The organism is Clostridium sp. chh4-2, from assembly GCF_002899675.1.
Lineage (GTDB): Bacteria > Bacillota > Clostridia > Lachnospirales > Lachnospiraceae > CHH4-2.
On record NZ_PKUU01000001.1, the window covers coordinates 381,556 to 408,427 of the forward strand.

Below are 26,872 nucleotides of genomic sequence, written 5' to 3' on the forward strand. Positions count from 1 at the left end.
ATCCGGTTCTTGTGTCCGGTTCTCAGTTGCTGGTGTGTCTTCATAGACTGGTTTTAGTATACCTCGTTTTATTTTTATTTGCAAGCACTGTATAAAGGCACCTGTTTAAGAAAGATTTTCCTGCATTCCGAAAAACAGTTTTTCAGCCGTGATCGGAAGCTCTCTCACGCGGACGCCTGTCGCATTGTAAATCGCCTGGGCAATGGCTGGAGAAGGCGTGTTGATTACGATCTCTCCGATGGATTTAGCGCCGAATGGGCCGGTAGGCTCGTAGCTGCTTTCAAATTCCACACGGACGGTTCCCATATCCTGACGGGTCGGAATCTTGTACTGCATAAAGGAATTCTGGGCCAGAACGCCTTTTTCGGAATATGTGATATCCTCATACAACGCCATTCCAATTCCCTGGACAATTCCGCCTTCCGTCTGAACCCGGGCCAGGTTTGGATTGATCACCGTACCGCAGTCCACCACCGCAACATAATCGATCAGCTCATACGCTCCGGTCTCCTTATCCACTTCCACTTCCGCCATGCCTACCATAAATGGAGGTGGTGATATCGGCGAACTGTGGGATTCACTGGCCGATAAGGCATCCTCGTTGTTGCACATCACGCGGTTGCCGATGTCCTTCAGCGAAATTTCTTTAGAACCTCCCGGCTGATATACGCGTTTTCCGTCAAATTCCAGGCTATCTTCTGCGCATTCTAGATAGTCGGCCGCTTTTTTAATAATCTTCTTTTTCAGGCTCTCACAGGTCTTTACAACTGCCATGCCGGTCAAATAGGTGGTACTGGAAGCGTATGATCCGGAATCATAAGGCGAGATATCCGTATCCACTCCGTGAACAACAATATCATCCACATCACAATCCAGACAGTCGGCAGCCATCTGGGCAAGAATCGTATCGCAGCCGGTTCCCATATCGGATGCTCCGATCATCAGGCTGTAAAAACCGTCATCATTGACTTTAATTGCCACAGATCCCACATCCACATTGGAGATTGAGGAACCCTGCATGGCCATGGCGACGCCGACACCACGGACTTTTCCATTTCCCATATCACGGCACGGATATTTTTCATCCCAGCCAATCATCTCTTTTGCACGGGCCAGACAGCGGTCCAGCGCACAGCTGTTGGTCTGCTCGCCATAGTAAGCAGGCATAATATCGCCTTCCCTCACCATATTGAGTTCCCTGAGTTTAACAGGGTCCATCTTTAATTCTGCCGCCAGCTCATTAACCGCTGATTCCACGGCAAAAATTCCCTGCGTGGCTCCATACCCGCGGTATGCGCCTGCAGACATAACATTCGTATATACAACATCATATGCAAAACGGTACGCCTCCGTCCTTCCGTATAAAGGAATGGATTTATGGCCGGATAATCCCACCGTAGTAGGGCCGTGTTCGCCAAATGCTCCCGTATTGGACAGGGTGTAAACATCAATCGCCCGGATCATTCCGTCTTTGCCTGCACCGATTTTAACGGTAACTTCCATCTCGTGCCTTGGAGAGGATGCAATCTGGGATTCATAACGGCTGTAGATGAGCTTCGCCGGTTTTCCTGTTTTCAGCGTTACAAGAGCCGGGTACACTTCTGTGACAACCGTCTGTTTCGCGCCGAATCCGCCTCCGATTCTGGGCTTTAACACGCGGATTTTCGATTTTGGTATATCTAAGGCATTGGACAGAATCCTTCTCACATGGAAGGTGATCTGAGTGGAGGAAACCACGTTTAAACGACCGTAAGTGTCCATGTAGGTATAAGTTCGGAAAGTTTCCATCATGGCCTGCTGGTTGGCTTTCGTGTGATAGGTCCGCTCAATCACAACGTCACAGCTGTTCATCACTTCGTCCACATCTCCATGCTGGTCACTGGCCGTCGCGCAGAGATTTCTCTTATTATGGGCTCCCACCGGGACCTTGCTTCTCCAGTTTTCCTCCGGGTGAATCAGGATATCATGATCCTTTGCCTTGCGGAAATCCAGGATCGACTCTAAAACCGTATACTTTACTTTTATCATTCTCAGAGCCTGTTCTACCACCGCTTCCGTCTCTCCTGCCACAATCGCGACGGCATCTCCCACAAAGCGGACTTTTTTGTCCAAGATCAGCCTGTCATATGGGCTTGGCTCAGGAAAGGTCTGTCCAGCCATAGTAAAACGTTTTTGGGGAACATCCTTGTAAGTGAGGACACAGGCAATTCCAGGAATCTTGCAGGCCATATACACGTCGATGTCATCGATGATGGCGTGGGCATGAGGGCTGCGGAGGATCTTCACAACCAGACAGTCCTTTGGTGCTAAGTCATCTGTGTAAACCGGCTTTCCGGTTACCAAAGCCATGGCATCCTTTTTTATCACAGGGGCGCTGACCGCGCGCAGTTTCTTCTCCATCCTATTGTCCCCCTTTCCTGTCCAAATATTTTTTAACAGCCCGAAGCTGTCCCATATATCCGCTGCAGCGGCATAAATTTCCTGTCAGGTATTCCTTAATCTCTTCTTCCGAAGGATTTTTAAGCTCTTTTTCCATAGCCAGCACATTCATAATGAATCCGGGACTGCAGAATCCGCACTGCTCTGCGCCTTCTCCGGCAAGGAAACGCCCGAATTCCTCCGCCTCTTCCTGCAGCATCTCAAGAGTGATCACAGAATGGCCGTCCACCCGGGCTGCCAATGTGGAACAGGAAAGAACCGGTTTTTCGTCCACCCATACGGTGCAAAGGCCGCAGTTTGATGTCTCACAGCCGCGTTTTACGCTGTAGCACCCTTTGGAACGCACCAGATCCAGCAGAAGGGTATCCGCTTCAATCTCCGCCTTTGTTGGTAATCCGTTTAAAATAAATTGAATTGTCATCTCTCTACTTTGCCTCCCTGATCTGACCCATCAAACGTTTCAGATAAATCTTTGTCAATTCCTGACGGTACTCCGCACTGGCGCGAAGGTTTGTGCCAAACTTAAACTGAGCTGCCGCCTCTTCTGCCAGCCTGTCCAAATCGCCGTCGTCATCCATCTTAACCAGCTTTGCGCAGGACGGTCTGGCCCCCACAGAAATGTACCATCTGGAGTCCTTTTTGCCCACCGCACAGGCGATCAGCGGGAAATCCGTTTTCGTCTGCCGCTGGGTCACATAGGCCGCTTTTCTTCCGTCTTTTTTTATAATAATGCGCACTAAAATATCATTGTCATATGGCATGGAAACAAAACTTTTAAGGGAAATAATTCCTCCCTTATGTAATTCAACATAAGAATCCAGCGCCAGCAGACAAGTGATGATATCGGAAAAACCAAAACGTCCGTAAACGCTTCCGCCCACCGTTGCGCTGTTTCTGAACTGCACCCCCACAATATGACGGGTGCACTCTTTAAAAATTCCGTCAAAATATTTATTCAATCCTTCATGAAGTTCCAGCTGACGCAAGGTACACATACATCCAATGGAAAACATCTCGTCTGCTTCCTTTATACCGTCTAACTTCAGCCCGGACAGATCTATGATCGTCTGCTTATTGATGTTTTCCATCTTCAGCCACATCATACCGCCGACCACTACCGCACTCTTTTTCTGGTTCAGCTCCCAGGCTTCATCCAGACTCCTAACCTTAACATACGCTTTCGCCTTAAACACGATAATCCTCCTTAGGTTTTTCGACAAAAATTAACAGGTGTATTATAGCATGAATACACCTGTTTTGACAAACATCACTTTATTTAATTAACAATATCTCCCGTTTCAGCGTTTATCGGGAAAAATAAACATCGAAAATGCTTCTGGCAATGGGCGCAGCCGCCTTTCCGCCGGAACCTCCCTCTTCCACAATGACGGTTACCACCAGCTGAGGATCGTCTGCCGGAGCAAATCCGGTAAACCATGCATGAGTTTCCTTCCCGGTTTCAAATTCGGCTGATCCGGTCTTTCCGGCAACCGTATATGCATCCGTTCTCACCGCCGATCCGGTCCCTTCCGTAACCACCGACCTCATAAAAGAAGTCAATATCCCGGCTTCCTCTGCGCTCATCAGGTTCCCGTAGGAGGCCGGCATGAATTTCTTAATCTCTTCCCCGCCGATATTTTCCACATGATCGATCAGATAAGGCTTCATCAGCGTTCCGCCGTTGGCAATCGCAGCCGTAATCATCGCATTATGCATCGGTGTGATCTGGGTCTGTCCCTGCCCGATGGAGGTCTGAAGAATTGTCCAGGTATCCGCACCTGTCCCCATCACATAAGAACTCTTGCTGTAGGGAATGGAGAGCGGCAGCTCCGAATTAAACAGCAGTTCCCCTGCCAGGCTCTTTAAATTCCCCAGGTTCAGTTTCAGGCCCAGGTTGGCAAAGGCCCCGTTGCAGGAATTGGCAAATGCCAGCTGGAAATTCTGGGCTCCGTGTGCCGTTTCATGATAACATTTGATCGTATAATCCTCGATATGAAAACGTCCGCTGCAGTCAAAGGTATAGTCATTGTAATTCGCCGGATTTTCCCTGATATATTCCAGCGCCGTAACGATTTTAAAGGTGGAGCCGGGAGGGTACAGACCCTGGGAAGCCCTGTTTAACAGCTGGCCTCCGGTATTATCCGAAGAGATCAGATAATCCCAGTCCGCTGCCAGAGTATTGGGATCATAGTCCGGTTTGGATACCATGGCTAAGATCTTTCCCGTATCCGGTTCCATCACAATCACCGCTCCCTTTCTGTCCCCCAGCGCCGCCGAAGCCGTCTGCTGAAGCTGAACATCCAGAGTGGTCACGATATTATCGCCGATATTTTTCACCCCGGACAGCTCATTTACCGCCTGTTCGATCAGGTTCACATGGGACGAAAGCAGATAAAAATTACCCAGGGATTCCAGCCCGGTCTTTCCCTTACTGGAATAACCGACGATATGGGCAAACAGGGAGCCGTAAGGATAGACCCTGTTTTCATTTCCCGAACCATCCACATCCGTCCGCGCCAGCACCGTGCCGTCATTGCTCAATATCTCTCCCCGGACAATCCGGTCCGCAAAGCTGTCCAGCCTGGCGTTATAAGAATTGTTTATCACGTCTTCGCTTTTAAACTGCAGAAAATATGCGAAATAACAGGCCATGGCTAAAAACAGGCCCACGATCACATAGGTCAGGATTAAAATATTATGATTTGCCTTAGGAGTCTGATTCTTCTTCGTCTTCATATTCATCCTCTTCATTCCGCTTTAAAATATACAGTCCCTGAATTACCTGAAACAATATAAACGTGCTTAAAACCGAACTCCCTCCATAACTGACGAGAGGAAGGGTCACTCCGGTAGACGGGATGAACTTAATCACCCCGCCCACAGTTAAAAATACCTGCACGATATAGACGATCCCCAATCCAAAAGCGGTCAGCTTATAAAAACTGGCCTGCATCCGGTTGGCGATCATCATAAACTGCAAAAAACATCCCAGGCAGATCAGAATCACGCAAAGGGCAAAGATTCCTCCCATCTCCTCCGAAATGGCCGCAAACACAAAATCCTTTTCCACCACGGGAATTTTCTTCGGCATTCCCTGGTAAAGCCCCATACCAAACCAGCCTCCCGTCCCGATGGCGAACAAAGACTGGGTAATCTGATAACCCTTATTATCAATATCCGCCCACGGATTCATCCAGGCGGATACCCGGACCCGCACATGAGAAAACAGACGGTAAGCCAGCACAGAAGCAAATGAACCCCCCGCCGCTCCGGCAATCAGATAAAACCAATTGGACGTAGCCACAAACAGCATAAACAGATAAGTTACAAAAAAGATCAGCGCGCTTCCCAAATCCTTGGACGCCACCAGAATCAGCACATGAACGGCCGCTACCGCCGTGGTAATGAGCACCGTCTTAAAATCCAAAGACCGGTAAAACATGGTGGCAACAAAAAATACAAAGCTGATCTTAACAAATTCCGACGGCTGAAAGGACAGCGCCCCCACCCCCAAAGAAAGCTGGGCGCCGAAGCTGCTGTTTCCCACCAGAAGCACTACGGCAAGCAAAAGCAATCCCGCAATTCCGTAGACCCATGGAATCTTTCCAAGCTGCCATACCCGGTCCATGACAAATGGTATGATCATCGTCACAACCGCGGATACGCCCACGATCACAAACTGGCGCAGCGCCCGTTCCGTGGAGATACGAGTCAGTATAATGAACCCGACGCACAACAGCATGCACATGTTGTTCACCAGCAGTCTGGACACATGACGGTAAAACAGTCTGGATATATAAATATAGCACAGAAAAAACACCAGCTGCGCCAGATAAAAGATAATCACCACTTCATCTTCCGTTTTCAAATACAACACCGTATAGGCCAGCAGATGCAGGACAAACATGACCCGGTTCTGTGCGCCGCAGATGCGGAATTTCCTGGCTTCCGTCGGCATGGCGAAGTACCGGAAATTAAGGTACGTATAGACCGCCATGAGCAATATCAGAAGGTATTTGGAAACATCAATAATCAGATTTATCACTATTCCACTCCTCTTTTAAAATGGCCTCTCGTGTATTCCTTCACAGGCAGTTCCGCAGACTTTCCATACATCCAGACATCCGCAAATGCCGCTGCAATCTCCTTCACTTCTCCCGGACTTTCCGTAGAAAACTGCAGGCGGATTCCAGACGGGTTCAGCCTTTTTATCAGTTCCCGGTCCCCTAACAGAGATAGCGGAGCTGAATTATAAAAGACATTGTAACAAAACGGACAGATATTCTTAACCGGCATCTCTTTTCCCATCCGGTCTTTCAGATACAGAAGTTCCGTCTTCCCACTGCAGCCTTCCATCGTCTTTCTGATGCACTGGGCGGAAACCATCATGGGAATGGCCCCATATGCGATCATCTCTTCTCCCCCGCACCCCAGCCGTTCCAGTTCCCGGCTGTTTAATTCCACAGGAAGAGTAAGCCTGTCCGCTCCCAATTTAAACATCTCCGCCTTGGCTTCCCGGTTATATGCATACAGGTTATAATCAAAAATCAGAGGAAGAACGATTCCCTGTTCCTTTAGAAATTCCACCTCTTCCACCGTCCGCACCAGGATTCCGTCAAATCCGGAAACCACCAGTTCCTCTTTCCACTTCAGGAAATATCTTTCCGCTTCTTTCCTGAATATATACGGCATTGCCAGAAAACACTTCTTTCCCCACTTATGGCACTCCGAAACAGCCTGACTCCACACACCGCCGTTCCACTCCGCACTGTCTATCAATATCTCACTTACTTCTTCTATTTTTAAAACAGGCTCCAGCGTCTCTTTTTTCTCCAGAAGAACATGAAGTTTTTTATCGGGATTCGGGAGGCTCTGAGTTTTATCTTCCGCCTGCTCCGGATGATCAGGAACATTCCTATGAAAACGTCCTAAAATCTCTTTCTCAAGCAGCTCCAGCCCCGACCGTCTCAGCTCATTTAACTCCTGAACCGGCATAAAAATGCTGCCGTTTAATTCCACTCTTAGCTCTTCAAAAACAAACGGGGTATTGCCCGTTTTCTTCATCTGTTTTAAGATCTTTTCTTCCGTTAACGGCTGTTTCAGCGCCGTCTGAACCATCTGCCCCGTCACCTTCACACCGCAGCTTCCGCAGCGCAGTTCCAGCACAGAAGGCTGTCCCTCTGTGAGCGTCAAAACTCCCTTTACCGGTTCCTGTTTCTGCCTGTTCACATAGGTCTGATCCAGATAATCAAACAGCTGCTGGTTGCCTTCCCTGAAAGCCGGTTTTTCCTTTAAAACCACCATATTCCTGCCATTATGCTGCTCATAATAACCGTCGGTCTGTCCTCCCCGGTCAAAAAGATCCAGAAGAGTTTTTTTATCTTCCTGGTTCACCCGGTAACCGGCCCTTCCCTTTTCCAGATAGAGGTCCACATATTTTCTGTAAATGCTGACCACTCCGGCCGTATATCTGGGGCTCTTCATCCGTCCCTCAATCTTCATGGAAAAGATTCCGGCCTCAATCATCTCCGGTATCAGATCCAGAGTGCTTAGGTCCTTCAGGCTTAATACGTACCGTTCATTATCCTTGTTCACCTTTTTTCCGTTCTTTAACACATCATAAGGAAGCCTGCAAGGCTGGGCACACCGCCCCCGGTTTCCGCTCCGCCCTCCGATCAGGCTGCTGAACAGGCACTGCCCGGAATAACAATAGCAAAGCGCTCCGTGGACAAAGCTCTCGATCTCCACGTCCACCTGTTTGTGAATCTCCGAGATCTCTTCCAAAGACAGCTCTCTGGCCGTCACGATTCTGGAAGCTCCCATATCCTTTAAAACTTTCGCTCCATAGACGCCGGTTATGGTCATCTGCGTGCTGGCATGGATAGGAAGATCCGGAAAATGTCTCTTGATATAATGAAACACGCCAAAATCCTGAACGATCACCGCATCCAGCCCCCGTTCATAATATGGCGCAAGGTATTCCTCCAAATCCATCAGCTCATCGTCACGAACCAAGGTGTTTACCGTCATATACACGCTGCTGCCATGCAGATGGGCATAGTCCAGCGCTTTAATCAAAAGATCCTCATCCGGATTGTCCGCATAAGCGCGGGCTCCAAAACGGCTTCCGCCGATATACACCGCATCCGCTCCTGCATTTACCGCGGCCACCAGACTTTCATAGGAACCGGCCGGCGCAAGCACCTCCACACGTTTGTTCTCCATTCTTTCAATCCTTTCCTGTCCATAAATTCAAAGATGCCCCATTCCTGCATGAGACATCCTATGTATCTTACTTTTTAGTTGTCTTTGTAGCCGCAGCCTCTCCTCCTGCTTTCTTCTGATCCGCAGACTGCTCCATCTGCCTGAGAGCGGCTTCCAGCTTCATCTGGGTGGTGATCAGCTCATGCTTCAGGCTGTAAACTTCTTTTTCCATATCATTGTTCTGCTTTTCCAGCACTGCCACCTGGTCCGTGGCTTTAAAATAATCATCCGCAATATTAAGGGCGATCATCACCGACTGGTATTCCTGGCTTTGCTTGGAAAAACCATCCTGCTGCCGCAGCCTTAATGTCTTTTCGTTGATATAGCTGGCCACTTTCTGAAGGTAGTGTTCTTCCTCCATGCCGCCCAATGTATAAATCTTCCCATCTATCAAAACTTCTGCATAATGTTTTGCAGCCATAGTAAAATTCTCCTTGCTCTCTTTTTCATTCTCGTTCATCATGCGTTAAAACCGCCCCTTCAAATGGCTTCATAAACGGCATGACTCTCTGTTCCTCCACAGTATAGCACACTTACCGTTCAATTCCAAGATGATGATAAGCAAGATCTGTGGCCATACGCCCTCTCGGAGTACGGTTTATCAATCCCTGCATCAGCAAATATGGCTCATATACATCTTCCAAAGTCCCTGCATCTTCCCCGAGAGACGCGGCCAGCGTATCCAGGCCCACAGGCCCTCCGCCAAACTTCTGTATCATGGTCAGCAGGATATTGCGGTCATTATTATCCAGCCCAATGCGGTCCACATCCAGTATATCCAGAGCAAAATCCACCACTTCTCTGGTAATCACCCCATCGTATTTCACCTGTGCAAAATCGCGGACCCGTTTCAGCAGGCGGTTGGCTAAACGCGGCGTTCCTCTGGATCTTTTTGCAATCTCCATGGCCCCTGAGCTCTCAATCTCCACTCCCAGCACATTGGCGGAACGGCAGACAATGGCCTTTAATTCCTCCGGAAGGTAGAAATCCAGCTTCTGAACCACGCCGAAACGATCCCTGAGCGGAGCGGTCAAAAGCCCCACTCTGGTCGTCGCCCCAACAAGCGTAAAATGAGGCAGATCCAGGCGGATCGACCTGGCAGACGCGTCCTTTCCCAGCACAATATCGATGGCAAAATCCTCCATGGCCGGATAAAGCACTTCCTCCACCTGTCGGTTCAGACGGTGAATCTCATCCACAAACAGCACATCCCCCTCCTGAAGGTTATTGAGGATAGCCGCCATCTCCCCCGGCTTTTCAATGGCCGGGCCGGAAGTGATCTTCATATTAACGCCCATTTCATTGGCAATAATCCCTGACAACGTGGTCTTTCCAAGTCCGGGAGGTCCGTAAAACAAAAGGTGGTCCAGAGAATCCCCTCTTGACTTGGCCGCCTCTATGTAAATCTTTAATGTGGACTTGATCTTCTCCTGCCCAATATAATCATCCAGAAGCTGCGGCCGCAGATTGAGTTCTATTTTTTTTTCTTCTTCCGTTACTTCTGTATTAATAATTCTTCGCTCCATAATACTTCCCTGTCTTTTTATACTATAAGAAGGACAAATGCTTTAAAGAGGCTTTCAATACGTCCTCCACCGTCATCTCGTCCGTGATCTCCACCTGTCTGACCGCCTTAGCCGCCTCGCTTCCCGAATATCCCAAAGCAACCAGCGCTTCCATCGCTTCTTTTCCGGTCTGTCCCACCAGGCTGCCGCCCAACGCTTCCGTTTCCGCTTCCTGAGGAAGCATATCTTCTATGTGAACCCTGTCTTTCAAATCCAGAATCACCCGTTGGGCTGTCTTAACTCCAATTCCGGGCGCCTTGGATATCGCCTTGGCATCACCTGAGATAATGGCCATCCGCAAGCTGTCCGGTGTCAGCGTGGACAACACCCCAAGCGCCCCCTTCGGCCCGATTCCATTCACGCCGATCAGCTGCTTAAACATGTCCAGATCCTGACGGTTCAAAAAGCCGTAAAGGCTCATGGCATCTTCCCTTACCTGAAAATAAGTGAACACCTTCACTTCATTGCCCACCTTCGGAAGCCGTTCCAACAGGGAAAGGGGCACGTGTATGTTATAGCCGATATTGCCGGCTTCCACCACAATCGTATCTTCAAATGTCTCAACCAACAATCCTTTTATATATGAAATCACAATAAAATCTCCTTTATTATATCTGACGATATCATACCATAGCCGCGCAACATTTGTAAACAACAATACCGAACAAATATTCTGTTTTTCAATTCCGGGTTACCGTTCACCGTGTTGACTTTTCCCCCACTTCCCCTATATAATGGGTATGCGGGCAGGACTTGCCCGTATATTGACAGGAGAACACTATGATTACAATCGATAAACAGATTTCGTTACCCGACACCTATCCGCTGAACCGGATCGGCAGTCTGGACAGCCTGCTCTTTTTTGATATTGAAACCACCGGTTTTTCCGGTGATTATTCCAATCTCTATTTAATTGGCTGCACGTATTATAAAAACAATTCCTGGCATCTGATCCAATGGTTTGCCGATACCAGAGAATCCGAACCGGAGCTGCTGCACGCATTTTTCAGCTTTTTAAAGAATTATAAAATATTAGTCCATTTTAACGGCGACGGCTTTGATATTCCCTATCTGCTCAAACGCTGTAAATCCTATGGTCTTTCCTATGATTTTTCAGAGGTACAGAGCTTCGATATCTACCGTAAGATCAACCCCTACCGCTATCTGCTCCAATTGGACAGCTTAAAGCAGAAATCCATAGAATGTTTTTTGGGAATTGACCGGGAAGATACCTATAACGGCGGCCAGCTGATCCAGGTCTACTATGATTATCTCCAGTCCCGCAGTGATTACCTCTATCAGCTCCTGATCCTTCATAATGAAGACGACTTAAAGGGAATGCCCCAGATTCTTCCGATTCTCAATTATCCGGACTTTTTTGAACATTCCTTCTCACTTGAAGGTCAAGCCATTGAGTCCCTAACCGATATTTTTGGAGATGAACACCGTTCCCTCTTACTCACCTGCAAAAGCGAATACAGGATACCGGTTCCTATTGAACGCTCGCTTTCCTGCGCGGCCTGCCGGGCCGAGGGCAATCTGCTGCTCCTCTCCATCGAGCTTTATGACGGCTGCCTCAAACATTTTTATCCAAATTATAAAGACTATTATTATCTGGTCTATGAAGATACGGCCATACATAAGAGCGTAGGCGAATATGTGGACAAGGACGCCCGCACAAAAGCAACTCCCAAAAATTGCTATACAAAAAAAAGCGGCTGTTTCCTGCCGCAGTTTGAACCGGTATGGGAGCCTTTTCTCCAGCAGGAATATAAAGCGAAATTAACATACATCGAATATGAAGACTCTCTCTTCCATGAATCGGATAGGTTTGAAGCATACCTGCGGCAGTTAATTTCACAGCTTCTGGCCAAGTCTGTTCTTTAATTAGGAAAAACACCTGAAAATGCGCCTGGATTTGCGGCGCATTTTCCATTTTATCCCTCTTTTTTCCGGCCCTCTCTATTAAGAATTCCCTTCACAGTTAAACCTGTTTTAATAATCTTTCTGCTTGAGTAATTTTCTGATATAGGCAAATGTTTTTTCTTCGCCCTCTTCCTTCAGCATCAAAAGCATTTTCTCCAGCAGCGCCCTTGTATCGGGATGGATTACAATGTACGGGCGGGTAAAGCTGTAATATTCCCAAGGGCAGCTGTCTGTATAGTTTTTTCCTTTATATACCTTGGACGCAGCGATCCGGTCCATCATCATCTCCACCACGTATCTGAGCGGCATTTTATGCCCGACCAGGCCGTCCTGAAGTCTGGTGGAAAAATCAATCCAATATTCAAAATGATGCTTATTCCGTCCCTTGTGATGAAGCCACGCCTTAGAAAAGCCCAAAACCTCCCTCTCCGCCGCGTTTGGACTGCGGTTTCCCTGATAATACCTCACTCCTGTCCAGAATTCCGTGGGACTGTATTTGGACAGATCGTGAAGCAGGCCCTGTTTGATCAGCCCTACCCGGAAGCAATGATTCATAACCAGACACTTATGCTGAGTGATAGTGAAGAAATGATTCCATATATTCTGTAATTTCATCTGTATTCCTCTTTTACACTATATTTTATTAGATTTTTCAGTTTTTAACAGAAAAATATTTGACACTTTTTTAATAGTATGATATTCTTAGGGAGGTTGCAGGATAGGCTGCAAACCACTACTATTTTTTATATTTTTTGGAGGTATCATCATGAGTAAAGGTACAGTTAAGTGGTTCAATAACCAGAAGGGTTACGGATTTATTTCCGACGAAAACGGCAGTGATGTATTTGTTCATTATTCAGGTCTTAACATGGACGGCTTCAAATCCTTAGAGGAAGGCGCTGAAGTAGAATTTGACGTTGTTGACGGAGCCAAAGGACCACAGGCTACAAACGTAACCAAATTATAATCATCTGATGTTTAACTATCATTGAACATCTGCCGGTGTACCTTTTTTCATTACTTATAGAATGAAGCAATTCGTTATACCGCACGTGATTACAAGTAAGAGCCATCTCCAGATGGCTCTTTTTGTATCTTCTCTTTTAATGAGTCGCTTTTGTTAAAAGTTCCTTCAATTCCTCCACAGTAAACAGATAATTCTTATTACAGAAATGACAGTTCACTTCCACGGTCTCCCCTTCATCAATCATCTGGGAAAGTTCTTTTCTTCCGATGCTGATAAGGGCTTTTTCCACTCTCTGCTTTTCGCAGTTGCAGTAAAAGCGCGTATCCATCTTCTCCGTAATCTCCAAGTTAAATTCCCCAAGGATATGCTCCAGAATCATCTCCGGCGTTTTCCCTTCGTCCAGCAGGGATGTGATGGATGAAATCTCACCCAGCTTTGTTTCCAGGCCGCTTATGATCTCCTCAGAAGCTCCCGGCATCAGCTGGATAATAAATCCGCCCGCCTGTCTCACCGTATTGTCCTTATTCATCAAAACACCAAGGGCCACGGAAGAAGGCGTCTGCTCTGAAGTCGCATAATAATACGTTAAATCTTCGGCAATCTCACCAGTGACAAGAATCGTCTGCCCAACATAAGGCTCTTTTAATCCGATATCCTGAATTACGCTTAAAACGCCCACTCCAAGCGCTCCGCCCACATCCAGTTTTCCTTTGGAATTAGGAGGAAGCATAACGGACGGATTAAATACGTAACCTTTTACATTTCCTTTGGAATCAGCGGTCACCGTAAGGCCTTCAATCGGCCCGTCTCCCTGAATCTTTATGGTCAAAAGATCGTCATTTCCCTTCATCATGGACCCCATCATTCCGCCTGCGGTCAAAAGGCGTCCCAAAGCAGCCGTTGCCACCGGGCTTGTATTATGAAGTGATCTGGCCAGTTCCACCAGTTCTTTTGTTGTCGATGCAAACGCGCGGATCTGTCCGTCCGCCGCTGTCGCTCTGATTATATAATCTGACATAATTTCCTCGCATTCCGCCGTCTGAAAACGGCTCTTCTATTATTATTTTCCGGATTCTCTCGCAATCACATAAACGCGCTCGCTGTCTTCCACCGGTTTTTCCCTGGTAAATGCATCATAACATTCCACAAATTCCAGGCCGGATTCCTTTAAAGCCCGACGAATCTCATCCAGGCTATAGGCTCTTTGATAATGCACCTCTTCGTATTTCCGGTACAGACCTTCTTTTTCTTTAATGAAAAGGGTAAGGTCATATTCATTCAAATGTTCTTCTTCGTCGTAAAAGTTATCCCAGATAAAGCTTCCCTCATCCCGGTTCTCTGCAATCGTGGAATCCGCCAGCAGTTCTCTGTACTTATACTCCGTATTCAAATCAAAGATAAAAATTCCTCCCGGGTCCAGATAGTTATTTACCAGTTTAAATACCTCAACCAGGTCTTCATACGTCAGAATATAATTCATGGAATCACAGATGCTCACTACAGCCGCAACCGTGCCGTAAAGCTCAAATTCCCTCATATCCTGTAAAAGGTAAAGAATATCCCTGCCGGATTCCGCCTTTTTATCCAGCGCGATCTCCAGCATTTCTTCCGAATTATCGATGCCGATCATATCATATCCGGCTTCGGATAACTGCTCGGTCAGGCTGCCCGTTCCGCATCCCATATCCAGAACAAGGCCTTTATCAATCCCATATTCCTTTAGAAGCCCTGTCAGGTATTCACACCACTCCCCATATGGAATGTTGTCCATAAACATATCATAAACTGCAGCAAAGCTTGTATATTCATCCATACGATACCTCATTCCGCCGCATTTAACAGCATAAGTTTTAACCACATTATCATATCAATTTTTTCTTATAAAATCAACCAATAATCAAATTTGTCAGCAGTTCCGCCTTCCGCCGGAAAGTCGCGCTTGATTATTGGTTCCGTATTCCTTATACTTATAGGAAGAATAAAAGAAGGAAAAATTACACCTATGAAAAGAACCCCAACCAGAACTAACGTAAAAAAACTGCTGTTAAAAAGACTAATCCTGCCTGTCTTTCTGCTGCTTCTCTGCGCCGCCATTTTCCTGTCACTTCCAGTCCATAATTATACCTCTCCAAGAACATTGGACCCGGAAGATCTCATGGAACAGGTTTACGATAAAAATGCGCCTTACGTTACACTGACCGCCGGCACCTTATATTACACCGGCTTCGATTACCAGCATAATGGAAAACTGAAAGGCCATTATTACTACACCCTGAACCAGGAACGATGCCAGTTTTACCTTTTAAAAAGCCAGGGAAACCAAAATCCTCCTGCCGTTTTAGAAAACACGGCAATCAAAGGAACGTTAAATCAATTTGACCAATCCCTCTATCAGACTTTAATCAGCCAGATGGCCGGCAACCTGTCCTGGACAAGTCAGGAACTGGCATCCATGACCGTTCCCTATCTGATCTCCACAATCCCCAGCTACAAAATTCATCAGCTGATCCTGATGGGTGCGCTGGCATTCTGCGCATTGCTGGCTGTGGTTGATATTATAAGAAACTGCGTTCTGGCCTGCATCAGTCTCTCTTCACGGAAATGACTGCTGATCAAATCATACTTTATCTATGCTTAAAAAATACTGAGTTCTAATTTTTGCGAGAGGTATTCCAACATCTTTACCCCTCCGACGCTATTTCCTTTTTCGTCCAGTGCCGGTCCGAAGGCGCCGATTCCCATAACCCCCGGCACTACGGAAAGGATTCCGCCTCCGACTCCGCTTTTCGAAGGCAGTCCCACTTTCGCTGCAAATTCTCCGGACGCATCATACATGCCGCAGGTCACCATTAAAGACCTCACCAGTTTTAACACGTTTCCGGACATATACCGCTCCCCGGTCACGGGATCGCATCCGTTACCGGCTAAAACAGCTCCTAAAAATGAGATGTCACGGCTGCAGACCATGAGAGAGCAAAGGTGAAAATACACGTCCAAATGCTCTTCCACCTCTCCCTCCAGGATGCCGTTTGTCTTCATCATATAAGCCAGCGCCCGGTTCTTATCACCGGTCATCCGTTCTGATAAGAAAACGGCCTCATCAAACTTCAGTTCCGGATTCCCGCAAAGCTTTCTTGCAAATTTTAAAAACCGCTGGGTCCGGTCGTTAGCACAGTTCCCCTTGATACAGCTGCATACGACAATAGCGCCCGCATTGATCATCGGATTATAAGGTTTTCTGCTGGCCTTTTCCAGCCGTATAATGGAATTAAACGGATCTCCGGTAGGTTCCATTCCCACCTTTTCGAATACCGCTTCCATCCCCATATCTTCCACAGCAAGGATCAAAGCAATCACTTTAGATATGCTCTGTAATGTAAAATGCTGTTCCCAATCCCCGTATCCAAACGCTTGATTGTCCGCGGTAATAATGCTGATTCCCAGCTGCATCGGGTTCGCCCCGGCAAGTTCAGGGATATAATCGGCCGGTTTTGCGCTGCCGAGAAAACTTCTCCCATAAGCAAGAGCCTTCTCCATCTCCTCTTTCAAATTTATAATCGTCTTTTGCCCAAACTCTGTCAATAAATAGTCCTTCCTGTTTTCCATCGTACTCCCCAGTTCCTTTTCTCTATTATTTTTCATTCTCACAGCAGTCTTTTGGCAACAGTTCCGTCTTTGATGCCTGTGTTGTTGACTCTGTATAATTTTTCTTATATAATATCATTAATTTTGTCGACTATGGAAATACCTGCTGTTAATCCGGGTATAACCTGGAGATTATAGGCGGAAAGGAACTGCATATGAACTTCCAGCATCTTCAGTATGTAACAACCATCGAGGCCTGCGGATCCATATCCAAGGCTGCCAATAAATTGTACCTGTCACAGCCCTATATAAGCCGTATCCTTCATGAATTGGAAAATGAACTGGGAATTATTATATTTGAACGTGGAAATGAAGGAGTCAAGCCCACCGAAGCTGGCGCCGAATTCCTTGTTCTCGCCAAAAAGCTTTTAAAAGATATGGACAGCCTGCAAAATTTATATAAAAACAGCGGCCAAAAGACCTGCCGCTTCACGCTGTCCATCACAAGATGTTCTCACGGAGTGGATGCACTGGTACGCATGCTGGAAGAGATACAGGAAGAAGAAAAAATCCAGTTTAATATCCGTGAATCCACAAACTCAGAAGTTTTAAACGATATCTATGGTAAAGTTTCAGAACTGGGACTGGTCTGTATCGCAGATGCACAGACAGCTACCTTTCATCATCTGCTGAAAACCAAAGGAATATCTTCTAAATTCGTCTGCCGTCTGGAGCCGATGATCATACTCCGTAAGAACCACCCGCTCCTTTCCCGAAAAAAGAAGATCTGCCTGGATGACTTATATGAATACGGATTTGTTCTGGACGATACCTCCGATTTTGACCTTGGTATTGATATGCTGTCTTACTATCATCTGGTAGACATGCAGCGGATTCAAAAGAAAATACTGGTAAACAGCCGTTCCGCCCTTCATAATCTGTTGACGCGCTCCGACTACGTAGGCGTCGGCATAAAAAGCACCCTGGATCAGGACACTCATTTAGGAATCGTATCCATACCGGTGGAGAAAGAGGATCTCCGCCCCGATTTAGGCAGCGCTTTCTATCTGGTATGGCTGAACGATACCCCCGAAAGCCCGGCCGCACGGTTGTACATAGACCGCATGATGGAATGCTACGGCGACCGGTAAAATCCTCTCAAACAAAAAGTTCCTGCAGAGCGCCATTGAAACCGGCATTCTGCAGGAACCGTTCTCTTTATTCCTTACTCTTCATCATAATCACCCATTCGGATTCCGTGATTACTTTTCCCTCCTGATTGATCAGTTTTGCATCATATTTGGCAATTCCTCTTCCAGGTTTCTTGCTGTGTCTCACTTCCGTCGTGGAAAATTCCAGATGTACGGTGTCTCCAATGCATAAAGGAGCCGTATACTTAATAGACAATTCCAAAAATGCGATCGTAGTTCCCTCAAATAATCCCGTCTGATTGGACAATCCTGTCATAATAACAGGCCCCAGCATTCCATGGGCAACCCGTTTTCCAAACATGTTATTTTTACCGAACTCTTCATCCATATGAAGCGGATTAAAATCTCCGGATAATCCTGCGAAATTCACCACATCCGACTCGGTAATCGTTCTTCCGCAGCTCTCATATACTTTGCCGATCTCAAAATCTTCCAGGTATAACCCTCTGTCCACATGTGCCATAATTAATTATCCCCCTTTGTAATTATATCTTTTAAGCCCATCAGCCCTTCTTCAAATATCCTGGAATCCATAAGTTTTACCTCTTCCACAATCGGTTTAAATTCCAGATAAGGAAGAATGTCCTTATCAATATCGATTCCCGGCGCCACTTCGATCAGCTTCAATCCCTCTTTCACAAGCTGGAATACACAGCGTTCCGTGATAAACAGCACCTTCTGCCCTTTTTTCAGACTGAATTCAGAACTAAATGTTACCTGCTCAATGGAAGATTTAAACTTTTTACGCTTTCCTTCATTGACAATCACAACTTTTCCGTCCTCCAGCCTCATCTGGAAGCCTCCGGCCGTCAGAGTTCCGCAGAACATAATATGATTCGTCGATTGGGAAATGTCCACAAAGCCGCCGCATCCTGCGATTCTGGTTCCAAAACGGCTGACATTTACATCACCCTTTTCATTCACCTCTGCGAATCCCAGATAGGTCACATTTAAATTACCGCCGTTATAGTAGTCAAATTGGGAAGTCATCGGAAGCGCCGCCCATGCGTTGACAGCAGAACCAAAATCCTGTCCTCCGGTAGGCACTCCGCCCACCAGGCCGCTTTCGATGGTCAGAATCATCTGATCGCCGATCCCCTCTTCGTTGGCAACCGCCGCAACTCCTTCAGGAATCCCGATTCCCAAGTTAACCACCGAATTGGGCTCCAGTTCCATGGCCGCCCGTCTCGCAATCACCTTTCTCTCATCCAGAGGAATGCTTCCGAAGCCTACGCCGCCTTTTCTGTAATGACCGGAAAGAACCGGATCATAGTAAGAACCCGGAGTCTGTCTGTGATACTCCACAGGATCGCTGCACACCACAACCGCATCTACCAGGTTGCCAGGTATCACAACCTGGCTTCTGTCCAGTGAACCGGCCGCCACATAATTCTTAACCTGTACAATCACCTTGCCGCCGCACGCCTTTACTGCAAGAGCCACGTCTAAGGAATCGATATATGCGGATTCCTCCTCCATGCTGATATTGCCCAGTTCATCCGCCGTTGTACCGCGTATCAGGCCGATATCCAGTTTCGGAGTTTTATATAAAAGATATTCTTCCCCGCAGATATCCAACAGCTCTACAATATCTTCTTTTGTCACATCATTCATCTTGCCGCCCTGAAGTCTGGGATCGCAGAATGTATTCAAACCGATCTTGGTGATCTCCCCCACTTTTCCGGCAGCAGCCGCACGGTACATATGTGCGATAACTCCCTGAGGGAAGTTGTACGCCTCGATCTTATTCGTATTGGTCAGCTCGATCATACGGGAATTATTAGCAAAATGGCCTGTGATATAGCGCTTAAAAAGCCCTTCATAGCTCATCTCGTAGATCGCCTGATCTTTATTGTTCCCCATACCGGCTGCCTGCATCAAAGTCAGATTTTTAGGACTGTTTGTTTCTAAATACTGTTCCCCCAGTCTGACCATAATCTCTCTCGCAACCGTTGCCAGCATAAACCCCGATACTGCCACTCCGTCATTGTCTTTAATCAATGCCAGAGCTTCCTTCATCTCCACACGTTTCCCCATCACTTACCTCCTGAATGCTGTTTTTCTGTTCTTGCATACCATATCCTACATGTTTATATCGACATAAATATGTATAAACACATATTATTAATTATAGCTTACATCACATTCTTTTTCAACAGAAGTTTCCCGGTAAATCTCATAGACAGGGCCCGTCCGCTCTGGTATAATTTTAATCATGGGGCGGCATCATTCTGCCCTTATATAACAAGATGAACCGGGGTATAAAACATGACTTACTACACAGCAGATGAACTGCAGGAAACCTATAATTTCAGAAGTGCTTCTGATTCTGAAGATGCTGTAATCCAGCAATTTCTCATAACGGTCCAGGATCTCCCATCTAAAGACAATAAACTCGATTATTTTTTCAAAAAGGCGGCGCCTGTTATCGTGATCGCAGTCTTTTTGTTCAGCATTTATTCCGGAATTACCAGTGGATTTAATCTTGGACTGGCCCTGCTCCCCGTCATGCTGGTGGCCATCTACGGAGTACAGATGTTCCAGGTTTACAAACAGAAATGGAATTCTTCCGGCATAAAACATAACTTCAGCAAACATGGAAACCATTTCCTTCTGGCTTCCGCCGTATGCAATGATAAATCAATTAAAAAAGCCGCCTTCGGCCGCAGTACCTATCTCTTAAAGGGAAAAAGTTCCGGCGGGCAGGCGATGGAGGAAATTCCCGTTATCAAACCCCATTATGACATGATGCAAAGCGGATCGCATTTTAATATAATTGCCGCCGCACACGATAACGGATATCAGGTTTTCGCCCTCCCTCAAAGTATTTTTCCAACGCGCGTACCGCACTCCCATGCTAAGAAAAATGAGGCGGTGCCGGCCAAACCAAAGCGCCGCCGCATGGAACCTTCCGACTGCGCGCTGGTTCAGAGCATGCAAAAAGAACGGATTCATATCCGCAATCAGCTCTATTTAAGAAATCAGCTGATCATTCTTTTCTGCCTGGCCGCGTTCTTTCTCTATCAGATTGTGACCGTCAATTCGGCCGGAATCACCCTTGGGCTGTTTATGCTGTTAGCTTATTCGCTCATCTTTCTGTCCAACTTTATACATGACCACGGCATTGCAAAGGCTCTGAAGAAATATGACACCCTGTTCTGCGCGGACGCTTCCGCCTGTGTGATCCGGGACGGCAGCAGCTCCTTCGTAGAATTCCGTGACAGCACCGGTCAGATTCTTTTTACTACTTCATTGAAAGATGATGTCTTCTGGTTTCATACGGGAGATCGGGCGCTTCTCGTTTATTTCAATGAGAAAGACCCCATCGCATTTAAAAATATGTAATTATTTATCACAGAAAGGATGGTTTTTATATGAATTATCAATATTTAATCGTAACAGTAGAAGATGGAGTGGGCGTCATAACATTTCACCGCCCCGAGGCACTGAACGCACTGAATTCAGCCGTGCTGAACGATCTGGATCACGCTGTGGATGAACTGGTTAACGACGAATCCGTTCGCGTTATCGTTTTCACCGGCGAGGGAAAGAGCTTTATCTCCGGCGCTGACATTGACGAACTGGCTGATTCCCGCGGCCTGCAGGTAATCAACTATTCAAAGAAAGGCTGCGAAATCTTCCGAAAGATCGAACTTTTACCCAAGCCTACTATCGCTGCTGTCAACGGATATGCTTTCGGAGGCGGATTTGAATTTCTGCTTTGCTGCGACATCCGCATTGCCAATGAAAAAGCATCTTTTGCCATGCCTGAAGTAACCCTTGGAATCGTGCCCGGCTTTAACGGCACCCAGCGCCTTCCAAGAGCCATCGGCGTATGCCAGGCCAAAGAGCTGCTCTTCACCGGAAGAAGAATCAAGGCCGACGAAGCTCTCGCCCTCGGTGCCATCAACCGCGTCGTTCCCCTTGACACCTTCTGGCAGGAAGTAATGGCAGAAGCCCAAACCATTGCCAACAACTCTTCCACCGCCATCTATCTCGTAAAATCTGCAGTCAATGCAGGTATCGACGCCGCTTTCGACGTAGCAAAAGAAGTAGAAGTCGGCTATATGGCCGCCTGCTTCGGAACCGAAGACCAAATCGAAGGCCTCTCCTCTTTCCGCGAAAAGAGAAAACCTTCTTACCGAACGAAAAAATAGGTATTTTAACCTATTTGCGAAGGGGTACGCACGGAATGGGGAGGCGGAGCCGGAAGGGAACGGTCTGAAGGGGAATCCGGGCCGGGGAAGGAAGATACAGCCAAATGGGATTCGGGATTCGCCCCTAAGAACTACTAAGGCCCGTAAGGACAGAACGAGGCAGGCCAGCGCCATTCGCAGTGAACTCTTTATGACTTCGCTGCTCAGCGGCGCTTTAAAAACTGAGACGGAAATCAGTTTTTACCTGCCTCGTTCCGCCCTTACGGGCCTAAGTAGTTCTAAAGGGGTTCCATACGATCCCATTTGGCTGTATCTTCCTTCCCCGGCCCGGATTCCCCTTCAGACCGTTCCCTTCCGGCTCCGCCTCCCCATTCCGTGCTGGTTTTCGCTAGCTTGGTTAAATACAATAGTTGTGCGTCGGTATTTATGTAGAATTGTATTTGCATAGATCTTGAAGGGATTTTCAGAAATGCCTTCAAGTTTTACATTAAACGTCAAGTCATTTCACGAAAAGACTTCACCCTTTACATTAAATCGTCAAGGCTTTTTACGAAAAGGCTTCACCCTTTACATCAAATCGTCAAGGCTTTTCCCAAAATATCTTCACGCTTGATGTAAAAATTACTCTTTCCACCAAATCTTTTTTATCCATAGCTAGCCAAGCAACAGCCGGAAAGAAGGGGAAACCTGGGCGAGCGGCGGAAATGGAAACAGATAGGGGATCGTGTGCAGACCCTTAGTAATACTTGGTTGGCAAGAGTGGAAAAAGGCAGACAAATACTGAATTCCGAATCAGTATTTGAGGCGCCACTGAACGATGAAGTCATAAAGAGTTCATCGTGAATGGCGCCGCGCTGCCTTTTTCCGCTCTTGGCGGCCTAGTATTACTTAGGGTCGAAACCCGAATCCCCTATCTGTTTCCATTTCCGCCGCCCGCCCAGGTTTCCCCTTCTTTCCGGCGTCTCTTCCGAAACTAAATAAAGATTTAAATTTCTATAAATTTTTACCGCAGCATTTTTTGTATTTTTTGCCGCTTCCGCATGGGCATGGATCGTTACGGCCAACCTTCGGGCCTTTTCTGATGGTGCCGGAAGCTTTCTGAGTTTTGTAAAGCTCTTTTCTCTTTTCTTCACTTAAAATAGCATCCCACTGAGGCAGGTTATACAGCCAGTCAGCTTTTGCTTCCACCATGTTATAATATAATTTCTCAGGATCGATCTCAATCTTTACCTCTGTATCCTCTTCCATGGTATCAATTGGGTTTTCATATCCTTTTAAGCTTTCATTGATGCCATCCAGAAAACCGGTCATGATCAAAACTTCTGTTTCATACTTTTCAGCCAGTTCTTTTACCGTACCGGTAATTACTTCTGTTGGATTGGAAAGAATCTTTTCATAAATTCCCTTTTCAATTGTGAAATAACCAGCCCAGAGGTTCTCTCTTTCTTTATCATCTAAGCCATCTCCATAGGCCAGGTTTCTCCATGTCTCTAAAATAGCCATACTTCTCGTCCATCCTTTTTCTATTCTTGGGGTACATCCTTACATAGTATATAACATTTTACCGATTTTTGCAAAATATTTTTCAAAACAAAAGAAATTTGATACAAATTCTTTTCCTGTCTCACAAAAACGCCCCACCTGCCGCGTTTCACGCAGCAGATGAGGCATTAAAAAGGGGAGGATAAGTATTAATTTTTATCATTTGTTGATAGTAACATTATTAACACTTTACGGAAATATATACAAATAAAATTAATTTTTATTAATTCACATATCTGTAAATATAAGATTCCCCTTCCTCACCGGACCGAACAATCTCTCCGCGCTCATACAGATACTGCAGATGCGCCAGAATTTCGGAAGCCGCCATCCATTTCATCATAACAGGATACGCATGGAAGTTACCCTCTTTATAGTACCATTTGACCTTTCCGGCCACCTCATAAGCACACATCGGCTTCGTATAGAGAACGCCGGTAATCTCGTCCAGACGTTCCTCGTGGTGTTCCAGTATTTCATCCACTCTGGCCTGCAGATCCTTAATTGCCCCGCGATGAGCCGGAAATACATGCTTTACTTTTAAATCACGAACTTTCTTCAGGTTCGCAACATAATTGGTCAGAGAGTGATACTCTTCACCGTAAAATCCGATATTGGGTGTTATCTTATTCAGCACATGGTCTCCCGGGAATAGAACTTCCTGTTCCTCATCGTAAAAACCGATCAGGCCCGGCATGTGTCCCTTTAAATCGATTACTTTCAGATGGTATTTTCCATAAGTAAGAACATCACCGTCTGATAAAACCTTTATACATTCCAGCGGAACAGATGAATCCATATCTTCATCCTTAGGCATCTGCTCTAAAAGTGATGTGGACATTCCGCATTTTAAAAAGTTGTCTTTTAAATAATCATATTTGGATACAGGGTCATTGCCGCTGATCCTGATACTGTCCCACCGGCTGCAGCAGACACCGCCAAATTCCTTATAAAGGTTTGGCAGGTTGCCGCAGTGATCCTGGTGGGTATGGGTAAGGAGGATATCGGTATTTTTCTTATCTAACCCCAGTTCTTCCACCGCCTCGCGCAGAATCCGGTCACATTCTTCCGTGTCGAATCCCACATCGATGATGCAGCTTCGGTCCTGTCCCTTAATGATATAACAGCTTAATTCTTTTAAAGAAGACCCCTTTAGAGGAAGCTTCACTTCATAAATATCATCTAAAATCCGTTCCGCTCTGATTACTTTTTTCTTTCGTCATTCCATACGTAAAGAACGCCTTTTTCTGTGTACTCTTTTACCTGCTCGTCTGTGTAGCCAAGGTCCTTTAAGATTTCAGGTCCCTGTTCACCGATCAATGGACCAACTTTGTATTCCGGAACACCCATCTCATGAAATTTTACAGGCGGTCTTACCAATGTTCTGGTGTTTCCGTTGTCATATTTCATCTTATACAGACATTCATTTGCCCAAGCCTGCTCATCTTCCAGAATCTCTGTCCAGGACTGTGCAAGGCTGAATGCAACGTCAGCTTCTTTCAGAAGAACTTTCCACTCTGCAGCGGTCTTCTTGCCCATAGCTTCCATACAGATATCATACATCTCTGTACCAAGTCCGTTGGCCTGAAGGTTCTGGATTGGGAAATATCTTTCATCGTCTACTAAGTCTTCTCTTCCGAGAGCTTTCATAAACTGTTTGTAGTACATGTTGTAATCAGGCATACAGGTCTGGATAAATCTGTCGTCTGCAGTTCTCCATGCGGAGTTAAATGGGTTAGCGCCTTCACGGATATTGATCGGATATTCTTTTGCGATTCCGTCGTAGTTTGCAGCCTGGATCATCATACCCATGTTGTAAACAGCAGTTTCAAATAAGCTGGTTTCAACTTTTTCGCCTTCACCTGTCAATTTTGCATGATATAATGCTGCCAGGATGCCGGCTGCCAGGTTCATGGCAACGTTGTGGTCACCAACGCCAGGTACTACGTTGAAAGGAACGGTTCCTCTCTGACGTAAGGAATCCAGATATCCGCCTCTTGCGAAGAATGCGGTAAAGTCGAATCCAGGAAGGTCTTTATCAGGACCATACTCGCCGTAACCGGTAACAATCGCATAAACCAGTTTTGGATATTTCACTTTTAATGTTTCATAGTCAAGTCCTGCGCGCTCAAGAGCCTGAACTCTCCAGTTTGTAATCAGAACATCGGCTTCATCCAAAAGTTTGAAGAATGCTTCTTTTCCTTCGGGTGTCTTCATATTCAGGGAAATACATCTCTTGTTTCCGTTTTCCAGATCCCAGGTAGTATTCTCATACATATCCAAAGGTCTTCCTTCTGAAGGCGCTGTGTGTCTTAACGGATCACCTTTTGCGGATTCGATTTTAATAACGTCTGCTCCACAGTCTGCCATGAAACGTCCTGCTCCTGCTGCTGCGATAAAGGTTGCAAGCTCCACAACTTTAACGCCTTCCAATAATTTCTTGCTCATATTGAAAATCCTCCTTATATTGAATTTAATAATTCTTTATTTGTCCAGTTCTTCCATAATAGCCGGAATTACTTTGTACAGATCTCCTACGATTCCATAGTCCGCGATCTCAAAGATCGGCGCGCTCTCATTGGTATTGATCGCTATGATCTGCTCCGAATTCTGCATTCCTGCCGCATGCTGGATCGCTCCGGATATTCCGCATGCAAAGTAGATTTTCGGCTTTACTGTGGTTCCTGTCTGGCCTACCTGGTATGCATGATCGATCCAGCCGGCATCCACTGCGGCTCTCGATGATGCGATCACTCCGCCAAGCTTATCCGCAAGCTGTTTTAACAGCTCAAAGCCTTCCGGTTTTCCAAGTCCCATTCCTCCTGCCACGATGATCTCCGCGTCAGTTAAGGACACTGCTTCCTTCATGCTCTTTACGATCTCCACCACTTTTGTGCGGATATCACCTTCTTTGAATTCCACGTCAAGCTTAATCACTTCGCCCTTACGGCCTTCTTCATATGCGGCCTTTTCCATAACTCCCGGACGTACGGTGGACATCTGCGGACGGTGGTTCGGGCATACGATGGTTGCCATTAAGTTTCCGCCAAATGCAGGACGGGTCTGTTTGATCTTTTTATCTTCCGGATCGATCTCCAGCTTTGTACAGTCTGCTGTCAGTCCGGTGTTCGCTCTTACTGCAAGACATGGGCCAAGGTCACGGCCGATATGGGTTGCTCCAAGCAGCACGATCTCCGGTTTATATGCTTCAATCGC

At 46.5% G+C, this 26,872-nt stretch carries 26 protein-coding genes; 6 read left to right on the forward strand and 20 right to left on the reverse strand.

Going from position 1 to position 26,872, the window contains the following annotated elements:
* Positions 1-105: 105 nt before the first annotated feature.
* The 9 genes from C0033_RS01815 to ruvA form a co-directional block, all read right to left on the reverse strand.
* Entirely contained in the window at positions 106-2,400 is a 2,295-nt protein-coding gene (locus C0033_RS01815; protein ID WP_180994515.1) for a molybdopterin cofactor-binding domain-containing protein, read from the reverse strand.
* Between the two features lies 1 nt (position 2,401).
* Positions 2,402-2,860 carry a 2Fe-2S iron-sulfur cluster-binding protein gene (locus C0033_RS01820; RefSeq protein WP_103226142.1) on the reverse strand — a complete coding sequence of 153 codons (459 nt, stop codon included), beginning with the start codon at positions 2,858-2,860 and terminating at the stop codon, positions 2,402-2,404.
* A gap of 4 nt (positions 2,861-2,864) precedes the next feature.
* Entirely contained in the window at positions 2,865-3,632 is a 768-nt protein-coding gene (locus C0033_RS01825; RefSeq protein ID WP_103226143.1) for an FAD binding domain-containing protein, read from the reverse strand.
* 112 nt (positions 3,633-3,744) lie between these two features.
* Entirely contained in the window at positions 3,745-5,175 is a 1,431-nt protein-coding gene (locus tag C0033_RS01830) for a penicillin-binding transpeptidase domain-containing protein (RefSeq protein WP_103226144.1), read from the reverse strand.
* Complete coding sequence (locus C0033_RS01835; RefSeq protein WP_103226145.1) at positions 5,147-6,484, reverse strand: FtsW/RodA/SpoVE family cell cycle protein; 1,338 nt, start codon at positions 6,482-6,484, stop codon at positions 5,147-5,149. Before C0033_RS01835 ends, C0033_RS01830 begins: the two co-directional genes overlap by 29 nt.
* A complete protein-coding gene (locus tag C0033_RS01840) occupies positions 6,484-8,664 on the reverse strand; it encodes a U32 family peptidase (protein WP_103226146.1) in 2,181 nt (726 codons plus the stop codon). Before C0033_RS01840 ends, C0033_RS01835 begins: the two co-directional genes overlap by 1 nt.
* A 67-nt stretch (positions 8,665-8,731) precedes the next feature.
* Positions 8,732-9,166, reverse strand: a complete 435-nt coding sequence (locus tag C0033_RS01845; RefSeq protein WP_242984388.1) for a cell division protein ZapA — start codon at positions 9,164-9,166, stop codon at positions 8,732-8,734.
* Positions 9,167-9,236: 70 nt separating this feature from the next.
* Complete coding sequence (gene ruvB, locus C0033_RS01850; RefSeq protein WP_103226147.1) at positions 9,237-10,229, reverse strand: Holliday junction branch migration DNA helicase RuvB; 993 nt, start codon at positions 10,227-10,229, stop codon at positions 9,237-9,239.
* Positions 10,230-10,251: 22 nt separating this feature from the next.
* Positions 10,252-10,860, reverse strand: a complete 609-nt coding sequence (gene ruvA, locus C0033_RS01855; RefSeq protein ID WP_103226148.1) for a Holliday junction branch migration protein RuvA — start codon at positions 10,858-10,860, stop codon at positions 10,252-10,254.
* Between the two features lie 188 nt (positions 10,861-11,048).
* On the opposite strand from ruvA, the gene C0033_RS01860 reads away from it, so the two are divergent.
* A complete protein-coding gene (locus C0033_RS01860) occupies positions 11,049-12,155 on the forward strand; it encodes a ribonuclease H-like domain-containing protein (protein WP_103226149.1) in 1,107 nt (368 codons plus the stop codon).
* Between the two features lie 108 nt (positions 12,156-12,263).
* Here C0033_RS01860 and C0033_RS01865 read toward each other — a convergent pair whose 3' ends face one another.
* Positions 12,264-12,809: a DUF5662 family protein gene (locus tag C0033_RS01865; RefSeq protein WP_103226150.1), complete on the reverse strand. Its 546-nt coding sequence runs from the start codon at positions 12,807-12,809 to the stop codon at positions 12,264-12,266.
* A 151-nt stretch (positions 12,810-12,960) separates the two neighbouring features.
* On the opposite strand from C0033_RS01865, the gene C0033_RS01870 reads away from it, so the two are divergent.
* Complete coding sequence (locus tag C0033_RS01870; protein WP_103226151.1) at positions 12,961-13,161, forward strand: cold shock domain-containing protein; 201 nt, start codon at positions 12,961-12,963, stop codon at positions 13,159-13,161.
* Positions 13,162-13,297: 136 nt separating this feature from the next.
* On the opposite strand, the gene hslO is transcribed toward C0033_RS01870, so the two are convergent.
* Entirely contained in the window at positions 13,298-14,179 is an 882-nt protein-coding gene (gene hslO / locus C0033_RS01875; protein WP_103226152.1) for an Hsp33 family molecular chaperone HslO, read from the reverse strand.
* A gap of 42 nt (positions 14,180-14,221) precedes the next feature.
* Entirely contained in the window at positions 14,222-14,974 is a 753-nt protein-coding gene (locus C0033_RS01880; protein WP_103226153.1) for a class I SAM-dependent methyltransferase, read from the reverse strand.
* Between the two features lie 189 nt (positions 14,975-15,163).
* Here C0033_RS01880 and C0033_RS01885 point away from each other — a divergent pair, with 189 nt between their 5' ends.
* Entirely contained in the window at positions 15,164-15,766 is a 603-nt protein-coding gene (locus C0033_RS01885) for a hypothetical protein (RefSeq protein ID WP_103226154.1), read from the forward strand.
* 29 nt (positions 15,767-15,795) lie between these two features.
* Here C0033_RS01885 and glsA read toward each other — a convergent pair whose 3' ends face one another.
* Positions 15,796-16,698 carry a glutaminase A gene (gene glsA / locus C0033_RS01890; RefSeq protein ID WP_103226188.1) on the reverse strand — a complete coding sequence of 301 codons (903 nt, stop codon included), beginning with the start codon at positions 16,696-16,698 and terminating at the stop codon, positions 15,796-15,798.
* Between the two features lie 263 nt (positions 16,699-16,961).
* Between glsA and C0033_RS01895 the strand changes: the two genes are divergently transcribed.
* Positions 16,962-17,897, forward strand: coding sequence for a LysR family transcriptional regulator (locus tag C0033_RS01895; RefSeq protein ID WP_103226155.1), 936 nt, complete (start codon positions 16,962-16,964; stop codon positions 17,895-17,897).
* Positions 17,898-17,964: 67 nt separating this feature from the next.
* Here C0033_RS01895 and C0033_RS01900 read toward each other — a convergent pair whose 3' ends face one another.
* Together C0033_RS01900 and C0033_RS01905 are read right to left on the reverse strand one after the other, a co-directional pair.
* Positions 17,965-18,420 (reverse strand): MaoC/PaaZ C-terminal domain-containing protein, encoded by a 456-nt coding sequence (locus C0033_RS01900; protein ID WP_103226156.1) that lies wholly within the window; start codon positions 18,418-18,420, stop codon positions 17,965-17,967.
* Between the two features lie 2 nt (positions 18,421-18,422).
* Positions 18,423-19,994 carry a CoA-transferase gene (locus tag C0033_RS01905; protein WP_103226157.1) on the reverse strand — a complete coding sequence of 524 codons (1,572 nt, stop codon included), beginning with the start codon at positions 19,992-19,994 and terminating at the stop codon, positions 18,423-18,425.
* Positions 19,995-20,225: 231 nt separating this feature from the next.
* On the opposite strand from C0033_RS01905, the gene C0033_RS01910 reads away from it, so the two are divergent.
* Together C0033_RS01910 and C0033_RS01915 are read left to right on the forward strand one after the other, a co-directional pair.
* Positions 20,226-21,302 carry a hypothetical protein gene (locus tag C0033_RS01910; protein ID WP_103226158.1) on the forward strand — a complete coding sequence of 359 codons (1,077 nt, stop codon included), beginning with the start codon at positions 20,226-20,228 and terminating at the stop codon, positions 21,300-21,302.
* 29 nt (positions 21,303-21,331) lie between these two features.
* Positions 21,332-22,114: an enoyl-CoA hydratase-related protein gene (locus C0033_RS01915; protein ID WP_103226159.1), complete on the forward strand. Its 783-nt coding sequence runs from the start codon at positions 21,332-21,334 to the stop codon at positions 22,112-22,114.
* A gap of 278 nt (positions 22,115-22,392) precedes the next feature.
* On the opposite strand, the gene C0033_RS26810 is transcribed toward C0033_RS01915, so the two are convergent.
* The 5 genes from C0033_RS26810 to C0033_RS01935 all read right to left on the reverse strand — a co-directional run.
* Positions 22,393-22,560, reverse strand: coding sequence for a hypothetical protein (locus C0033_RS26810; protein ID WP_180994516.1), 168 nt, complete (start codon positions 22,558-22,560; stop codon positions 22,393-22,395).
* Between the two features lie 547 nt (positions 22,561-23,107).
* Positions 23,108-23,617 (reverse strand): SEC-C metal-binding domain-containing protein, encoded by a 510-nt coding sequence (locus C0033_RS01920; RefSeq protein WP_103226160.1) that lies wholly within the window; start codon positions 23,615-23,617, stop codon positions 23,108-23,110.
* A 262-nt stretch (positions 23,618-23,879) separates the two neighbouring features.
* Positions 23,880-24,824, reverse strand: a complete 945-nt coding sequence (locus C0033_RS01925) for an MBL fold metallo-hydrolase (protein ID WP_180994517.1) — start codon at positions 24,822-24,824, stop codon at positions 23,880-23,882.
* A gap of 35 nt (positions 24,825-24,859) precedes the next feature.
* Positions 24,860-26,104, reverse strand: coding sequence for a CaiB/BaiF CoA-transferase family protein (locus C0033_RS01930; RefSeq protein WP_103226162.1), 1,245 nt, complete (start codon positions 26,102-26,104; stop codon positions 24,860-24,862).
* Positions 26,105-26,140: 36 nt separating this feature from the next.
* A partial coding sequence (locus C0033_RS01935; RefSeq protein WP_146043717.1) for an electron transfer flavoprotein subunit alpha/FixB family protein occupies positions 26,141-26,872 on the reverse strand: 732 nt, incomplete at its 5' end.

Excerpts from the sequence above, each read along its gene's own strand:
- C0033_RS01815 (WP_180994515.1), bottom strand. The coding sequence starts at position 2,400 with ATGGAGAAGAAACTGCGCGCGGTCAGCGCCCCTGTGATAAAAAAGGAT.
- C0033_RS01820 (WP_103226142.1), bottom strand. The coding sequence starts at position 2,860 with ATGACAATTCAATTTATTTTAAACGGATTACCAACAAAGGCGGAGATT.
- C0033_RS01830 (WP_103226144.1), bottom strand. The coding sequence starts at position 5,175 with ATGAAGACGAAGAAGAATCAGACTCCTAAGGCAAATCATAATATTTTA.
- C0033_RS01840 (WP_103226146.1), bottom strand. The coding sequence starts at position 8,664 with ATGGAGAACAAACGTGTGGAGGTGCTTGCGCCGGCCGGTTCCTATGAA.
- C0033_RS01845 (WP_242984388.1), bottom strand. The coding sequence starts at position 9,166 with ATGATGAACGAGAATGAAAAAGAGAGCAAGGAGAATTTTACTATGGCT.
- ruvB (WP_103226147.1), bottom strand. The coding sequence starts at position 10,229 with ATGGAGCGAAGAATTATTAATACAGAAGTAACGGAAGAAGAAAAAAAA.
- C0033_RS01860 (WP_103226149.1), top strand. The coding sequence starts at position 11,049 with ATGATTACAATCGATAAACAGATTTCGTTACCCGACACCTATCCGCTG.
- C0033_RS01865 (WP_103226150.1), bottom strand. The coding sequence starts at position 12,809 with ATGAAATTACAGAATATATGGAATCATTTCTTCACTATCACTCAGCAT.
- C0033_RS01870 (WP_103226151.1), top strand. The coding sequence starts at position 12,961 with ATGAGTAAAGGTACAGTTAAGTGGTTCAATAACCAGAAGGGTTACGGA.
- hslO (WP_103226152.1), bottom strand. The coding sequence starts at position 14,179 with ATGTCAGATTATATAATCAGAGCGACAGCGGCGGACGGACAGATCCGC.
- C0033_RS01880 (WP_103226153.1), bottom strand. The coding sequence starts at position 14,974 with ATGGATGAATATACAAGCTTTGCTGCAGTTTATGATATGTTTATGGAC.
- C0033_RS01885 (WP_103226154.1), top strand. The coding sequence starts at position 15,164 with ATGAAAAGAACCCCAACCAGAACTAACGTAAAAAAACTGCTGTTAAAA.
- glsA (WP_103226188.1), bottom strand. The coding sequence starts at position 16,698 with ATGGAGAAGGCTCTTGCTTATGGGAGAAGTTTTCTCGGCAGCGCAAAA.
- C0033_RS01895 (WP_103226155.1), top strand. The coding sequence starts at position 16,962 with ATGAACTTCCAGCATCTTCAGTATGTAACAACCATCGAGGCCTGCGGA.
- C0033_RS01900 (WP_103226156.1), bottom strand. The coding sequence starts at position 18,420 with ATGGCACATGTGGACAGAGGGTTATACCTGGAAGATTTTGAGATCGGC.
- C0033_RS01905 (WP_103226157.1), bottom strand. The coding sequence starts at position 19,994 with ATGGGGAAACGTGTGGAGATGAAGGAAGCTCTGGCATTGATTAAAGAC.
- C0033_RS01910 (WP_103226158.1), top strand. The coding sequence starts at position 20,226 with ATGACTTACTACACAGCAGATGAACTGCAGGAAACCTATAATTTCAGA.
- C0033_RS01915 (WP_103226159.1), top strand. The coding sequence starts at position 21,332 with ATGAATTATCAATATTTAATCGTAACAGTAGAAGATGGAGTGGGCGTC.
- C0033_RS26810 (WP_180994516.1), bottom strand. The coding sequence starts at position 22,560 with ATGCAAATACAATTCTACATAAATACCGACGCACAACTATTGTATTTA.
- C0033_RS01920 (WP_103226160.1), bottom strand. The coding sequence starts at position 23,617 with ATGGCTATTTTAGAGACATGGAGAAACCTGGCCTATGGAGATGGCTTA.
- C0033_RS01930 (WP_103226162.1), bottom strand. The coding sequence starts at position 26,104 with ATGAGCAAGAAATTATTGGAAGGCGTTAAAGTTGTGGAGCTTGCAACC.